This is a genomic window from Thiocapsa marina 5811 (assembly GCF_000223985.1).
GTDB lineage: Bacteria > Pseudomonadota > Gammaproteobacteria > Chromatiales > Chromatiaceae > Thiocapsa > Thiocapsa marina.
In genome coordinates this window covers 93,532-109,698 of the sequence record NZ_AFWV01000004.1, presented here as the reverse complement: position 1 = coordinate 109,698, position 16,167 = coordinate 93,532, and the positions used below count along the sequence as shown (strand labels likewise).

The following is a 16,167-nucleotide window of genomic DNA, read 5'->3' as shown; positions in this document are numbered from 1 at the left end:
GCCGCTAACCTTCGTTGTCGCCTTCGGACCACTGACTGACATTGATATGGCTGACGATCGCGCCGCCGCCGGCGTGTCGAATCGGCGCGACGTGCATGGAGAACCAACGTTTTTCCAGCGGAGAGTGGCAGGGGTACTCCATCGAGAAGCCGTCGCGCCGCCCCTCGAGGACCGCGCAGATGCCCTCCAATGCGGCCCGCCCCCCGGGGCTGTCCTCGCCCAAGCCGCCATCGCACGCCGAAAGATAGTTGGATCCCACGCCCGAGACCTTCAGATCGGGGTCGCCGTTGGCTGCGGCGAACTCGCACCAGGCGCGATTCACAAGCGTGATGACACCCTTAGGATCAAGCACGGCGACATGCTCGGGCAGCGAGTCGAGCACGGCCTGCATGCGCTCGCTGTCGTAGAGCGTGGTGATGTCGACGAAGGTCGCGACCGCGCCGCGCGCATCCCCCGGACGCACCGCATACGGCAGAACGCGCACGAGATAGACGCGCCCGTTGGCGGCATGGATCTCGCGCTGGAGCATCTCGCCGCTGTCGACGGTGCGATGCAGCTCCTCGATGAAGCTCGGATACTGAAGCAGATTCGCAAAATCGTCGATGGGCCGCCCGAGATCACCGTTGCGAATCTTGAAGAGGCTGGTCGCCTCGGGCGTGAAACGCGTCAGGCGCAGCGACGAATCCACAAAGACGGTGGCGATGGCGGCGGCCTTGGCCATGCTGTCCAGATCGGCATTGAGCCGATTGAGGATCTCGATCTTCTCCTGGTTCTCGGCGTTGACGGTGTAGAGCTCCTCGTTGACCGATTGGAGCTCCTCGTTGGAGCTTTGAAGCTCCTCGTTGGAGGCCATCAGCTCCTCGTTGGTCGCCTGCAGCTCTTCGTTTGCGGTCTCCAGCTCCTCGATCGTCGCCTGCAGACTCTCGCGCGTGGCGTTCAGCTCGCGCTCGAGGGTCTCCATGCGCTGGATCGTCTCGCGATCGATGTTGATCGTTTCCATGGCGGCCGAGGTCGAGAGCGTCTCGATCGGCAGCGGCTCGGGTTCGGACTCGAAGGACAGCAGCAGATGCGACTCGCCCTGGATGACGTCCAACGGACGCGCCACCAAACGCAGCCGCTGCGAGGTGCCGTTCGCGAGTCCGACCGTCAGGACGTCGGAGCGCAAGGGCGCAGCGCTGCGCTTCGCCTTGTGCAGCAGTGCTTGGGCGACCGGGGCGATCGGAGCCGCGAGCAGCTTGGCCACATCCAGGGTCGCATTGCCCTCGGCGATACGCAGATAGTCGCCGACCTCGCCGAAGACGTGGAGCAGCTCGAAGCGACTGCCGAGCAAGAGACTGGCCGGCGCATAGCCGCGCAGCAGCATCGACTGTCCGGCATCGATGACGGCGGCATCGCTGGCGAGCTGATGGCCGCGCCCCCCGGGCCGGCGCCCCGGGGCGCCGGCGACGCGCGCTGCGAGCGGCGTATGCGCCAGATCAAGCGGCAGCGACAGATGGCGCAGGATGCGGTAGATCTTGTGCTTGGAGCTGACGGCGGTGAAATCCGACTGGAGCTCGGCCAGGGTCTCGCTCGGACCCAGGAAGAGGAAGCCGCCGGGCGCCAGCGCGTACTGGATACGGCGAAGCGCGCGCTCCTGGGCCTGGGTACGGAAATAGATCAGCAGATTGCGGCACGAAACCAGATCCATCCGCGTGAAGGGCGGATCTTCGAGCAGATTGTGCTTGGCAAAGACGATGCTCTGGCGGATCTCGTTCTTGACCACGAAGTGGTTGCCGCGCTTGTAGAAGAAGCGCTCGAGGCGCTCCGGGGAGAGCTCCGCGGTGATCGCCTCGGAGAAGACCCCGGCCCCCCCGACCTCGACGTTTTGCTGCTCCACGTCGGTTGCGAAGAGCTTGAAGTTCGGCCAGCGCCGAGCCCGGTCGAAGGCCTCGGCGAACAAGATCGCCAGGCTGTAGGCCTCTTCGCCGGTAGAGGCCCCCGCCACCCAAACCCGGATCGGTTGGTTCTCGCCCCGTTCCGCGACGATCGTCTTCACGACCGTCTCGGCCAAGATGTCGAAGGTCTCCGGATCCCGGAAGAAGCTGGTCACCGGGATCAGCATCTCCCGGCGCAGAACCGCCAGCTCCCCCCGATCGTTATCGAGCAGCCGGACATAGTTGGCGAGATCCGGGGTGTGACGGACCTGCATCCGCCGCTCGATTCGGCGCATCACGGTGGCCGGCTTGTATTCCCGAAAGTTGATGCCGCCCTGATGCTGCAACAGGTGCATCGTCTCCTCGAAGGCGTCGTCCTTGTCGATGCCCAGGGCGCGCCCGTCGGGCTGGACCTTGGCTCGGTGGATCTGATGGATGTGCTCGACGATGCGCGGACCCAGCTCGTCCGGCGGCAGGATGGCGTCGACCAAGCCGGTCGCGATCGCACTGCGCGGCATGCCGTCGAACTTGGCGGACTCAGGCTCTTGGGCGAGCAGCAGACCTCCGGCATCATTGATGGCGACCGCGCCGCGTGTGCCGTCGGATCCGGTCCCGGAGAGCACCACGCCGATGGCATGCTTGCCGAATTCCTTCGCCACCGAGGTGAAGAAGAGGTCGATCGGCAGCGTGAGCCCGCGCGGGTTTTTCGGCGTCAGTCGCAGAGCGTCGCCGGAGACGCTCATCATGCTGGCGGGCGGGATCAGATGAACCCGGTCGGGCTCGATACGCATATCGTGCTCGACCGTCACGACCGGCATCGAGGTATGGCGGCCGAGCAGATTGGCCATCATGCTTTTGTGATCCGGCGAGAGATGCTGGATCACGACGTAGGCGGCGCCCAGATCGGCCGGCAAGGACTGAAAGAAACGCTCCAACGCATCGAGCCCGCCGGCCGACGCGCCGATCGCCACCACATAGCCGTGGAACTGCCCCGCTCGCGTGCGCTCGCCCTGTGGCTGCTCGGTTTCGATCACCTTCGACATGATGGATTGTTCCTGTGGCTCCTGCGCTGCCGGGTCACTGACGCCCGTTCCTGTACCGGACCGGCTTGACGGCCGAGATCGGCCCGACGGGGTTCCAAGGCGACCCTACAGCGGCCGAGGCCAAGTCGCGACGGCCATGGAGTTTAGTCGTGCCTTGCCGCTCGTGCCGTGATCTTCATCAGGCATCCGGACGATGTTCCCTGCCCGTTCTCGAACGGCAAGGCGTGGTTCGCATGGACGCTCGCCGTCGCCGGTCGAGGCCCGGCTGCGGAAGGCATCACCATGACAGAGGGTCTCGAGAAACCGGCCAAGCCGGCCCCCGTGATGCACTAGCCGGTCTCCCGGTCGGCGACGCGCAACATCTCCTTGAGCCGCTCCAATTCTTCCCTGGCGTAGACCTGCTCGGTTACGTCGTACTGGACCCCGAGGAAATAGATCAGCTTGCCTTGCCGATCGTACAGCGGCCGAATGGAAAATCGGTTGTAGAACAGCGTCCCGTCTTTACGATAGTTGCGCAGCGTGACCGTGGTCCGCTTGCGCTCGCGAATCGCCTCGCGAACCTTCTCCAACCCCTCCTGATCGCGGTCTTGACCCTGGAGGATGCGGCAGTTGTGCCCGACGATTTCTTCGCGGCTGTAGCCCGTGATCAGCTCGAACGCCTCGTTGGCGTAAACGATCGGGTTGTCCTCCTGATCCGGATCCGAGAGTGTAATGCCGTTGATCGAGGTATCGAGGATCTGAGACAACACGAAAGGAATCAGATCCGCATCTTTGTCGGCGACGAAATCCATGGCGTGCTCTCTGCGTTGTTTCGTATCCGCCAGAGGTTAGAGGCTTTCCGTGTGAGCGGCAATGTTTGCACGCCGACCTCAAAGCTCCGACCGAGCCACCGGCGCTCCGAGCGGCCTCGGGATCGAAACGCGCGTGGTCCGTTCGAGCTGAAGACGTCAGGGCAACCGATATATACTGCATGGTCGGCAGCCACCTCTCCCCCCTGAATTCGATCCGAATATGGCAAAGAAGCAGAAGCGACCGTCGGTCAAGGCCCTGCAGCAGGCGTGCTCGGTCACGCCCGAGTCGGCGCGCGCCGATCTCGATGCGGGGCGTTTTCGCGAGGCGACGGCAGGCTTCAAGGCGTTGCTGAAAAGCGCCCCGGCGGGTGAAGACCGGGAATCGCTCCGCGACGGACTTGCACATGCCTACGCGGGACGCGCCCGGCAGCTCGGCGCCAAAGGCATGCACAAGGAGGCGTTGGTGATGTGGGAAAACCGCGCTGCCCTCGGGGCCCTCCCGGCGCATCCCGACCATGCCGTCTGCCTGCTCCGTCTGGGCCGTGTCGCGCAGGTCATGCCGATGCTGGAGGATCGCTCGTTGAAGGCCGACCCGGGATCCGGAGCGCTGCTGCTCGGCCATCTGGCGGCCCAGATGCTCGCCGGCACGGCCGGGATTGCCGAGGCCCTGCCCGCCGAGGACCCCATACGGGTCCAAGCGACCGTCGCCGAGGAGGCCCTCGACGCCTATTGCGTCGGCAACGATCAGGCACTCGCGCAGGCGCTGAAGGCGATCCCGTTCCGCTCGCCCTATCGCGATCTGGTTCAGATCCTCAAGGCATTGAGCCGTCTCGATCCTGCCGCGCGCGATCATCGCGGGGACTGGACCGAGGAGGCGCGTAGCGAGGCGGCCAAGCTCCTGGACCGCATCGACGACGACTCGGGCTTCGCCCGATTACGCGATGCTGCACGCCTGGCGCTGCTCTCGGAGATCGAGCTGGCGCCCAAGCTCCGCGAGGCCGGCCCGGCGACACGCGATCTGGTCTTCTCTCTGCGCGGCTGGCCGGCCGAGCGCGCGGTCCTCTGGAACGAGCTTCAGACGCTCGGCGACTCACCGCAACCGAAAGAGCTTCTGCGTCTGATGTTTCGGCATCGTCGGGTACTCGGCGAGACCTGGGTGCACGAGCGTGGGCTGCGTCTGCTCTTGCCGAAGCCGCAGACCGGCGCGAAATGGTGGATCGAGGTCGGCGGCAAGCCTCTGCGCAAGATCGACGGCTACCTGCTGGATGCCTGGGAAAGCGAGGCGGATCCCGATCCTTGGAAGGTCGTCACCTACTGGCAGGATTACGCGGACCTCCTGTTGGCTGCCGCGGAGCATCGCGTCGAGCCGGGCAGCGAGACCGCGTTGCGGATCGCGCTCGTTCGTCGTCGCGCCGAGACCCTCTTTCAGGTCCTCCAGCGGATGGAGCCGGATTCCGACCCGGAGTCCTTGCCGGGAACCATTGCAGCGGAGCTGGAATCCAGCCTCGAGTACGACCCCGACGACCGCGCCACCTATCTCGGCCTGATCGCCTACTACCTGCGCGGCGGCAAGGCGCTCAAGGACGCCCGCCGGATCCTCAAGCGCGCCCAAGAGCGCTGGCCGACAGACAAGGCCGTTCTGACCGCCGCCATGGATACCGCCATTGCGGGCGGGGCCTTCAAGAAGGCCGCGACCATCGCCGCCGACATCCTGGCGGTGGATCCGATCAACAGCGGGGTGCGCGAGCGGCTGGTGGAGGCGCATCTCGCCCATGCGCGCAAAAACCTCAAAGATCAACGGCCCGACTTGGCGATGCGTGCACTCGCCCTGGCCGAGGACTGGAGCCGCACCGAGCGCACGCGCGAACGATTGGATCTAGTGCGCGGTCTGGCCGAGCTGCTCGCGTTCGATCCGCAGGGCGAGGCGCGATTGCAGGCCGTGGCCGAGAGTCTCGGCAAAGGGCTGGCCGCACGCCTCATTCTCCTGCTGGAGGCCGACGCCTGCGGTATTCCCGGCGCCCGGCTGCTGAAACAGCTCGGACTCACCAAGGCACCCACGCCCGACGTGGTGGACCTGCGTGCCTTCTTCTCGCGCGTTCGGGCGCATCTGGATACGGGTGCCAAGCTCCCGAGCGAGGTCGGGGGCACGTTGAAGGCGCCGCTCAAGCAGACCGCCCGGCTCAAGCTCGATCAGGGCGAGATGGAGTCGATCTGCGAAACCCTGCGCCGCACCGATCTGCACGACGTGCGGTTGGCCTTCGCGGAGGCCGCCTTGAAGCGCTGGCGCGGCGAGCCCGTCTTCGAGCTCCATGCGTTCGAGGCACGTCACCACGGTGTCGTGCCCTGGAACATCCCGATGCGCGAAATGCTGCGTTTGGAGCAGGCGCTCGAGCGCGCCCGCGACAACGGTGACTCCCGTCTCGTGCATCGGATCATCGAGATCCTGAGCGGACCCTCGCTGCCCTTCGGTGGACCGCCGCGCGGTGGCTTCGGGGGCGGATTCATCGAAGATGAGTGGGATGACGAGGACGAGGACGAGGACATCGACGATGCGTTCGACGACGGCGGCATGGCCGGGAGGTCGATCGCGCTCTTGGCCGACATGATTCGCACCCTCGGGCCGAGCGGCTTTCGCTCCATGATGCAGATGCCGGGGCCGATCGGCGAATCGATGCGCGCGATGGAGCGCGAGATCGGCAAGGAGGCATTGGATGTCCTGATCAATGCCTTGGCGGCCGACCTCGATGCCAGAGATTTGCCCTTCGCGGATCCGGGCGATTTCAACCCCGGGCCGTCTCCGAGCACACGCAAACGCGCTCGCGCCAAACGAAAGCGCCGCTGAGCGGCCCGGCGCGGCGACCCCGGGACATCCGAACCTCGACTCTCTGAACCGCGTCCCCGTCGACCCCGCGGGCCCGCACGAGATCGAACCCAAACGACAGCAACGCATGATCCGCCGGACGCGGTTCAACAACCATCGGACCCTGATCTCATGACCGACCCCTTTCTCATCCTCGGCGTCCCGCTCGATGCGGACGACGCCGCCATCGAAGCGGCCTATCTCGCCGGTCTGCGCCGCGCCTCTCCCGAGCGCGATCCGGCCGGTTTCGAGGCGCTGCGCGGGGCCTACGAGAAGATCCGCACGCGTCGCGATCGGCTTGCGTATGCGCTCTTCGATCAGACACCGCCGACCGCCGCCGACATCCTGGCGAAGGCCGCGCCCTTGAGCGATCCGCGACGCCCGAAGCGGGCCACGCTGACCGCGTTGCTGCGCGGCGAGGTCTGACGCATGGAGGACGCAAAGGCGGCGTTGCTCGAGCGGTTCCGGGCCTATCTGGAGGACGAGCCGGGCTCTCGCGAGGGCTCGGATTCGGGCATCGAGGACACGGACGAGACCGACGCGCCGGATCTCTTCACCCTGCTTGCCGAGCTGGCCGCGCTCAAGAACGAGGTCAAGCTCGAGTCGCGTCAGGTGAAGAGCGCGCTCGAGCTGTTTCGCGACCTCTTCGACAGCCTCCGGCAGGCGAACGAGCACCTGTCCGCCGAGCTCGGCCGACGTCAGCAGGATGCCCGCGACATCGCCCTGAACGCCGAGCGCGACATCCTGCTCGAGCTCATCGAGCTGCGCGACCGGCTGCGGGACGGCCGCGGTCAGGCCGCCGCCTATCGGCCGAACTGGCTTGCCCACGCCAGCGGCGCTGCCGAGTTCATCGCCGGCATGACCCAAGGCTTGAGCATGAACCTGCGCCGGCTCGACGAGACCCTGGATCGGCGCGAGGTGCGTCCGATCGAGACCGTCGGGCGGCCCTTCGATCCGCGGATCATGCGTGCACTCGAGGTCGGGCGTGATCCCGCCCTGCCGATCGGCACGGTGCTCGCGGAGCTGCGCACCGGTTACCGCCACGGCGAGTCGCTCTTGCGGCTCGCCGACGTCATCGTCAACAAATTCGAGGACCATACCCAGTGAGCGACATCATCATCGGCATCGATCTCGGCACCACCAACTCCGAGGTCGCGGTGGTCGAGGAGGGGCGCGTCCGACTCATCCCGGTCGACGGCAACCCCATCCTGCCCTCCGTGGTCGGGATCGCGGACGACGGCGCCCTCCTGGTCGGTCAGAGCGCACGCAACCAATACATCCTGGCCCCGGAGCGCACCATCCGCTCGGTCAAACGGCGTATGGGCGAAGACACGGTCATCGAGATGGGCGCGCAACGCTACAGCCCGCAGGAGATCTCGGCGCTCATCCTCGGCCGGCTCAAGCGCGCGGCGGAGTCCGATCTGGGCCAGCCCGTGAGCAAGGCGGTCATCACGGTTCCGGCCTATTTCTCCGATGCGCAGCGCCAGGCAACCCGCGATGCCGGTCAGCTGGCCGGGCTCGAGGTGGTGCGCATCATCAACGAGCCCACGGCCGCGGCACTGGCCTACGAGGTCGATCATCATGAGCCCAAGACCATCCTGGTCTACGACCTGGGCGGCGGCACCTTCGACGTCTCGGTCGTGCGTCTGGCCAAGGAGGTGACCGAGGTCCTGTCGAGCCACGGCAACAACCAGCTCGGCGGAGATGACTTCGACGGCAGGATCCTGGATCACCTGGTCGCGCATCTGAAGGAGCAGGGCACGGACCCGAGTGCGAATCGCGTCGCCATGGCGCGCCTGACCCGCGCGGCGGAAACAGCCAAGATCGCGCTGAGCGACGCCCCCTACGTCCGTATCGACGAGGAATATCTCCTCGAGCATCAGGGCAAACCGGTCAATCTCTCGCTCGAGCTCTCGCGCGACGACTACGAGGCGATGATCGCGCCCTATATCGACGAGACCATGGACGCGGTGCACACCGCGCTCGAAGGGGCCGGTCTGGGCATCGACGACCTCAGCGAGGTGCTGTTGGTCGGCGGCGCGACCCGCACCCCCTTGATCCAACAGCGTCTCGAAGAGCTGCTGCGGATGCAACCGCGCAGCGAGGTCGACCCGGATCTGTGCGTGGCGAGCGGCGCGGCCATCCAGGCGGCCGTGATCGGGGGGCAGCGCGTCTCGCGCGTGTTGGTGGACGTCACGCCCTACACCTTCGGGACCAGCGCGCTCGGCGAGCTCAACGGCGACTATTACCCCTTCGTGTATGTCCCCTTGATCCGTAAGAATACCCCGATCCCGGTCACCAAGAGCGAGGCCTTCTCCACCATCGAGGACGGCCAACCCGCGATCGACGTGCGCGTCTACCAAGGCGAGGACCCGGACGCACTCAACAACACCGAGATCGGCGCCTTCCGCATCGAGGGGCTGAGCGACGCGCCGGCCGGCAATGTCATCGTCACCACCTTCTCCCTGGATGTGAACGGCATCCTCAAGGTGACCTCGCGCGAGAAGAGCACCGGACTCGAGCAGCGCATCGTCATCGACAACGCCACCGCCCGCTTCGAGCAGGACACCATGGCCGCCGCACGCGCGCGCATCGGCGCGCTCATCGACGGCGACTTCAGCACCGAGCCGAACGAGGACCGAGACAACGTCGGGGAGAGCGTCGGAGCAAGCGCCGAGCGGCGCGACGGCGTCCAGGCCACGGCGCTGATCGAAAAGGCCGAGCGTCTGATGGAGGCCGCCAATGCGGAGGACCGCGAAGACCTGGTAAACCTGATCGAGACCCTGCGCGACGCGGTCGCGGCGCACGATGATGTCGCCATCCACGAGGCGATGGACGGGCTCTCCGATCTGATCTTCTATCTGGAATCCTAAACCGCGCGCGGCGCGTTGGGCGTTCGTCCCTTATGCCGCAAATCTTGAACAAACCGTCGTAGAAACGTGCGTTGTCGTTGTCGTTGTCGTGTTCGTCCGGAATCCGATTACGACAACGATAACGACAACGAGTAAAGCCTTCGACCACATCTCTTGGTTCCGGCTCTGCCAGGTTAAGGTTATGGACCGTTGCCCCAATTGTCGCGCCCGTCTCGACGGCGCCGAGCAGTGTCGCCGCTGCGGCCTGGATCTCCATCTGCTGTACGCGGTGGATCGTGCCGGCGATGCCGCCCTCACACGCGCGATTCGTCGTCTCGCCGAGGACGACAGGACCGGCGCCATCCGCGATCTGAAGCAGGCGCGGGCCTTGTCGGGGGGCACTTTCGTCTCCGCCCTCCTCGACTTCGCACGTTCGACACCCTCTGCCGAGTCCGCCCATGACACTACAACAGGCCCTCTGGTCCCTGACTGCCGAGCAACTCAAACAGCGCCGCAACCTGTTGTTGAGCGGGAACCGCTCGACTCGGAAAGCGGAGATGGTCGAGGCGATCTCCCATGAGCTCTTATCGGCGGATCTAAGCCAGTACTGGGGGAGACTCTCCGAGCTCGAGCAAAACGCCGTTGCCGAGAGCGTCCATCGTTGGGGCGGTTTTTTTGACCGTGCCGGCTTCAAGGCACGCTACGGCTCGCTTCCGAACCTCGTCCCGCCGGTGGCCTATTCCTATTCGCGGCCCGACCGTGACCGCCAAGAGCGGCGTTCGCTGCTGACGCTCTTCTTCTACGACGGCTCGATCCCCGAGGATCTGTGCAAACGACTGGCGTCGATCGTCGCGGTGCCGACGCCGCTCGAGACCGTAAGCTTCGCCGACGAGGACCTGCCGACGCGCATGGCCTCGGCGATCATCCTGGAGCCCGAAGAGGAGGCATCCGAGTCGCTGCGGCGTCTCGCAACCGAGACCCTGATCCATCACGACCTGCCCGGCGTGCTGCGCCTGATCGGTCAGGGCCGCATCAGCGTCGGCGCCAAGACGGGTCTACCGAGCAGCGCCTCAATGACCAAAGTGGAGAGCGTCCTGCTCGGCGGTGACTGGTACAGCGCGGACGACGACCTGGACGAGCCACGCTCGGCCGGCGGTCCGATCCGGCCCATTCGCCCCTTTGCCTGGCCACTCCTGCTGCAGGCCGGCGGGCTCGCGAAGGCCGACGGCAGCAAGCTCGTCCTGACTGCGCGCGGCAACAAGGCACTGTCTCAGCCGGTCGAGGAGGTGGTCTCGCACCTTTTCGCGCGCTGGCAATACAAAGGCACACCCGATGAGCTGCGGCGCGTCGACCTGATCAAGGGGCAGACGGCAAAAGGGGTGCGGCTCAGCGCGGTGTCGGAGCGCCGAGCGGTCATCGCCGATGCGCTGCGGGACTGCTGTCCGCCGGGTCGCTGGGTGGCCATCGACGAGCTCTTCCGACAGATGCAGTTCCGCGGCCGCCGTTTCGCGGTGACCGAGAACGCCTGGGGCCTCTATTTCGTCGAACAAAACTACGGCAGCTTGGGCATGAACGGCGCCGACGGATTCGAGATCCTCCAGGGTCGCTACATCCTTGCCTATCTCTTCGAGTATCTCGCCACACTGGGCATGATCGATGTCGCCTACACCTCGCCCTACGGCGCGAGGTCTGACTACGACGACGCCTGGGGGGTCGACGAGTTTGCCTTTCTGAGCCGTTACGACGGGCTAAGGTACATCCGGCTCAACGCGCTCGGTCTCTACTGCTTGGGACTCGCCGAAACCTACGAGCCCGTGCTCCCGAAACGACCGCCGCTGTGCTCGATCGGGGCCGATCTGCTCGTGACCCTCGAGCGCGAGCCCGAGCCGGCCGAGCGGCTGGTGTTGGAGCAGATTGCCAAGCCGCTCTCGCCAAGGCTTTGGCATCTGGATCCCGATGCCGTGCTGCGGCACAGCGCCGACACCGGCGAGCGAGGACGCATCCGAACGTTCATCGAGTCGTCGACGGACGAAGGCCTGCCGGCCGAGGTCGTCCAACTGCTGCGCGACGTCGAGGAGCGCGCGAGCGCACTCGTCGATGCAGGAGCGGCTCGGCTCGTCAAATGCCGTGATCCCGCCATCGCCGTCATGCTGACCTCGGATCCCGTCACGGCGCCGCACTGCACCCGCGCGGGCGAGCGCTTGGTATGCGTCCCCGAGCCCAAGCTCGCCGCCTTCCGAAAGGGACTTGCCAAGCTGGGTTTCGTGCTCCCGGAGACCGGCAATGGCTGATGCACCTACCGCCTTCGCCGCGCTGGGTATCGAGGACCAACGGATCCTGCGTGTGCTCTCGGTCGTCTGCGAGCCGATTGCCCGAGATCGGCTGCACCAGATTCTGGACGCCTTGGATTGGCGCGATCGGGCGGGAGAGCCCTTGAGTCGGCGCGTCGATGAGGCGCTGTACCGACGTTTAGCCGCAGCGGGCCAGATCGAGACGGAACGCAGCACACTCGCGTGTCGTCGTGATCTGCTCGAGCCCCTGACGCGCGAGACGCTCGCCGACGGGACCTTCGAGTCGATCGTCGCGGCGGCCGAGCGGGTCATTCCGGTCGTCCCCACGAACGCATCCACCTGGCTCGTGCCGAGCCCCGAGCGGCGTTTGCGGATGGTCCGTATTGCCCTGTACGCCGGGCGTCAGGAGGAGGCGCTGCGGATGTTCGCCTTGAGCGATCAGGTGTCGTTGAGCAATTTGTCCGCGGCCCATGTCATGCCGCTGACGCAGGTCTTGACGTCCTCGACGGACCGCGCCTGGTTGGAAACGCTCGACCCGCGGCTCAAGATCGCCGGTCTCGTTCCCCCGTTGCGCCTGGCCGCACGCGACATGATCGAGCGCACCGGCGCCTATGCCCTCATGGAAGAGCTCTTCGTCCCGCTCGTCGGAACTCATCCCGAGGTCGCCGACGCACTGATCGAGCAGAGACTACAGCGCGGCCGGCTTGCCGAGGTTCCGTCCTTGCTGGACGGACGCAGCGATCCAGCGGCCTTGGTTCAGCGCGGTTGGCTGCAGTTCCTCTTCGGCCACTACGAGCAGTCACTCGACGTCTTCGATGCAGCACGGGAGACCATCCGCAAAACGACCCGCAAGCGCAAGGTCTATCTGCCCGGAATTCCGGGTGTTCTGGCCTTGCTGACGCGGCTGCGGCGTGGCGAGCGGGAGGACTTCGAATTTGTTCAGCAGCAGGTCGCGATCGCGCTGCGCGCCGATGTGACAGACCCTGTCGAACCCGTGTATCGGCTGCTCGGCGAGTTGACGGCCGTCTTGGCCGGACAGCGACGGGTGGACGAGTGCGCCTGGCTGGAACAACGCCTCGGTTTGCGCGGCGCCTTCGTGCTCCTGTTCCAGTCCCTGATGCTGCATTGGCTCGGCGAGCGGCCGGCGCCCGAGGCGCTCGACGTCCTGGCCGGCTGGACTGCGAAGGCGAATCAGGCCGGGTTTCTCTGGTACGCCCACGAGGCAGCCGCACTCCTGGATGCCTTCGGTTTCGAAGGCGAGCGACCTGAGCTCGGCAAGCGGCCCGCCGGTTTGGTGTCGATGACCGATCTGCTCGCGCGCAAGGCGACCTGGGAGATCGCGCTCGATGCGCTCAAGGGACTCGGCGCCCATGCCGCACCCGGGGTGGACACCTCCGCGGGCACCGACCGGCGCATGGCCTGGCAGCTTGGTTTCATCAAGACGCACGGCATGCTGGAGCCGCGCGAGCAGAAACGCATGAAGCGGGGCGGTTGGACGAGCGGGCGTGCCGTGGCGCTGCAGAAGCTCGTCGAAGAGCCGGAGAGTTTCGGCTATCTGACCCCGCAGGACCGCGAGATCTGCGCCTGTATCGTCCGCGAGCAAGGGTCGTCCTGGTATGGCGGCTCCGACCGCCTGAGCTATCGCTTCGATGCGGACCGCGCTCTGCTCGCCGCGGTCGGTCACCCGCTGCTGACGGTGCGCCGGCAGGGCGGCAACGGCGTCACCGAGCTCCCGCTGGAGCTGGTGCTCGGCGACCCCGCGCTCTCGGTGGTTCGGCGCAATCGGGACATCCTGGTGACCATCGAGCCCTTCCCGCCGGAAGGCCGTTCGCTCTTGCCGGTCGACGAGACGTCGAAACGCGTCCGTCTGGTCCGGTTCGAGCCTGCCCATCGCGAGATCGCCCGCATCTTGGGACCCGAGGGCCTCAAGGTTCCCGAAGGCGCGGAGGCGCGGCTGCTCGAAGGGCTGGCTGCCGTGGCCCCGATGGTCACCGTCCATTCGGATATCGCCGGGGACGAGAGCGCCGCGGAGACCATGCCCGCCGACGCCCGGCCCCACCTGCATCTCATTCCCTTCGCGACCGGTCTGAGCCTGGAGCTGCGCATGCACCCGTTCGGCGACAGCGCTCTTCAGCTCCTGCCGGGGCAGGGACGGGCGACCTTGCTCACCGAGATCGAGGGGCGCGCCGTACGCTGTACCCGCGACCTCGAGGGTGAGCGAACGGCGGCCCGCGAGGTGCTCGACGCCTGTCCAGCGCTCCGCGACAACGAGGCTTGGACCTGGTCGCTCGACGACCTGGAAACGGCGTTGACGACGCTCGAGCAGCTCCACGCGCTCGGCGAGGCGGTCGTTCTGGATTGGCCCGAGGGCAAGCGCATCGGACTGACGCCCGAGATGCAGATGGCGTCTCTGCGCATCAAGATCGAGCAGGAGGGCGACTGGCTCGACCTGCAGGGCCAGATCCGGCTCGACAGCGGTCGGATCCTCCTCATGCAGGAGCTACTGGATCTGGCGGCTGCCGCAAAGGGACGTTTTATCCCGCTCGGCGAGCGCAACTTTCTCGTCCTCAGTCAGGCGTTGCGGCGCAAGCTCGAGGGCCTGCGCGGTCTAACCGACACCGGCCGCTTCCACCCGCTCGCCGCACCGGCTATCGCCGAGGCAATCGACGGGATGACGCTCGATGCCGACAAGGCATGGCAGTCCCTGCTCGATCGCCTCGCCGCCGTCGAGGATCTGGAGCCGGAGATCCCGTCCACGCTCCAGGCCGAGTTGCGCGACTACCAGATCGAGGGTTACCGGTGGCTCGCCCGGCTCGCGCACTGGAGCGCCGGCGCCTGTCTCGCCGACGACATGGGTCTCGGCAAGACCCTCCAGGCATTGACCCTGATCCTGTCGCGCGCACCCAAGGGTCCGACCCTGGTGTTGGCGCCCACCTCGGTCTGCGGCAACTGGGTCGACGAGGCGCAGCGTTTCGCGCCGACCCTGCAGCCGCTTCGCTTCGGCCCCGGCGATCGCGCCGCGATGCTCGACGCCGCCGGCCCCTTCGATCTGATCATCTGCAGCTACGGTCTGCTGCAGACCGAAGGGGAGCGCCTGGCCGCGGTGTCCTGGGAGACCATCGTCGCGGACGAGGCCCAGTCCTTCAAGAATGCCCTGACCAAGCGCTCGCAGGCCATCATGCGGCTCAAGGGCGGCTTTCGGATGATCACCACGGGCACGCCCGTCGAGAACCATCTCGGCGAGCTGTGGAACCTCTTCCGCTTCATCAATCCGGGTCTGCTCGGCTCGCTGGAGACTTTCAACCGACGCTTCGCCACCCCGATCGAGCAGAACAAGGACGCGGGCGCGCGGCAGCGTCTGCGCCAACTGCTGCGCCCCTTCATCCTGCGTCGGCTCAAGAGCGAGGTTCTCAGCGAACTGCCGCCGCGCACCGAGATCACCTTGAGGCTGGAGCTGAGCGACGGCGAGCTGGCCCTCTACGAGGCGATGCGCCGGCAGGCCGTCGAACGCCTGTCCGACCCGGAGGCAGCGGCCAACCCCGGCCAGCAACGCATCCAGCTCCTCGCCGAGATCATGCGTCTACGCCGCGCCTGCTGCCATCCGCGTCTGGCGCTTCCGGACAGCGATCTGTCGAGCGCCAAGCTGGATGCCTTCAACGAGATCCTCGACGAGCTCTTGGAGAACCGCCACAAGGCGCTCGTCTTCAGCCAGTTCGTCGACCATCTCGCACTGATCCGTGCCCATCTCGACGCCCGCGGCATCCGCTACCAGTATCTCGACGGCTCCACCCCCGAGCCGCAGCGGCGTGCCGCCGTCGCCGCCTTCCAGGCCGGAGAAGGCGACCTTTTCCTGATCAGCCTGCGCGCCGGCGGCGTCGGTCTGAATCTCACTGCCGCCGACTATGTGATCCACATGGATCCTTGGTGGAACCCGGCCGTCGAGGATCAGGCCTCCGACCGCGCCCACCGGATCGGGCAGCAGCGTCCGGTCACCGTCTATCGGCTGGTCGCCAAGAATACGATCGAGGAGCGAATCCTGGCGCTGCATGCCGCCAAGCGGGATTTAGCGGATGGGTTGCTGGAAGGAAGCGAGGGCGGGGGGCGGTTGAGTTACGCGGATATGCTGGCGTTGGTGCGCGGCTGAATCGCGTCTTGCGGTCAACAGCAGGGTTTGCGTGGCGGGTAAGGGCCGAGCAGTGCGAGGTCTCGGCGGGGACGCGATTCAGGAAAATAAAAACAGGCTTGTGAATTGCGGTTGTGTCGTTCCGGGGTGCGGTTAAGAGCGCGTTCCCCGGGATAGTCGACTTGCAGTCGACCCGCTGGCCGTCAGGCCAGCGCGAGATGTCGACTGCAAGTCGACTATCCAGGGGGGCTGCCAGGTCCCGACCCCGTCGACGTGGCCGTATAGGGGAGTGAC

General features: G+C 66.3%; 8 protein-coding genes. 6 read left to right on the top strand and 2 right to left on the bottom strand.

Annotated features, from left to right (window positions below):
• Positions 1 to 4: 4 nt before the first annotated feature.
• Positions 5 to 2,956 (bottom strand): chemotaxis protein CheB, encoded by a 2,952-nt coding sequence (locus THIMADRAFT_RS06725; protein ID WP_007192234.1) that lies wholly within the window; start codon positions 2,954 to 2,956, stop codon positions 5 to 7.
• Between the two features lie 329 nt (positions 2,957 to 3,285).
• The gene (locus THIMADRAFT_RS06720; RefSeq protein ID WP_007192233.1) at positions 3,286 to 3,747 is read right to left on the bottom strand and encodes a PAS domain-containing protein; all 462 of its coding nucleotides are present in this window, start codon (positions 3,745 to 3,747) and stop codon (positions 3,286 to 3,288) included.
• A gap of 220 nt (positions 3,748 to 3,967) precedes the next feature.
• On the opposite strand from THIMADRAFT_RS06720, the gene THIMADRAFT_RS06715 reads away from it, so the two are divergent.
• The 6 genes from THIMADRAFT_RS06715 to THIMADRAFT_RS06690 all read left to right on the top strand — a co-directional run bounded on the left by THIMADRAFT_RS06715 (position 3,968) and on the right by THIMADRAFT_RS06690 (position 15,894).
• Positions 3,968 to 6,589, top strand: a complete 2,622-nt coding sequence (locus THIMADRAFT_RS06715) for a tetratricopeptide repeat protein (RefSeq protein WP_007192232.1) — start codon at positions 3,968 to 3,970, stop codon at positions 6,587 to 6,589.
• A gap of 150 nt (positions 6,590 to 6,739) precedes the next feature.
• Positions 6,740 to 7,033: a hypothetical protein gene (locus tag THIMADRAFT_RS06710; protein ID WP_007192231.1), complete on the top strand. Its 294-nt coding sequence runs from the start codon at positions 6,740 to 6,742 to the stop codon at positions 7,031 to 7,033.
• A 3-nt stretch (positions 7,034 to 7,036) separates the two neighbouring features.
• Complete coding sequence (locus THIMADRAFT_RS06705) at positions 7,037 to 7,714, top strand: nucleotide exchange factor GrpE (protein WP_007192230.1); 678 nt, start codon at positions 7,037 to 7,039, stop codon at positions 7,712 to 7,714.
• Complete coding sequence (locus tag THIMADRAFT_RS06700) at positions 7,711 to 9,480, top strand: Hsp70 family protein (protein ID WP_007192229.1); 1,770 nt, start codon at positions 7,711 to 7,713, stop codon at positions 9,478 to 9,480. The genes THIMADRAFT_RS06705 and THIMADRAFT_RS06700 overlap by 4 nt, the downstream gene beginning before the upstream one ends.
• A 437-nt stretch (positions 9,481 to 9,917) precedes the next feature.
• On the top strand, positions 9,918 to 11,750 hold the full coding sequence (locus tag THIMADRAFT_RS06695; protein ID WP_007192228.1) for a hypothetical protein: 1,833 nt from the start codon (positions 9,918 to 9,920) through the stop codon (positions 11,748 to 11,750).
• Positions 11,743 to 15,894, top strand: coding sequence for a DEAD/DEAH box helicase (locus tag THIMADRAFT_RS06690; RefSeq protein WP_007192227.1), 4,152 nt, complete (start codon positions 11,743 to 11,745; stop codon positions 15,892 to 15,894). The genes THIMADRAFT_RS06695 and THIMADRAFT_RS06690 overlap by 8 nt, the downstream gene beginning before the upstream one ends.
• Positions 15,895 to 16,167 lie beyond the last annotated feature (273 nt).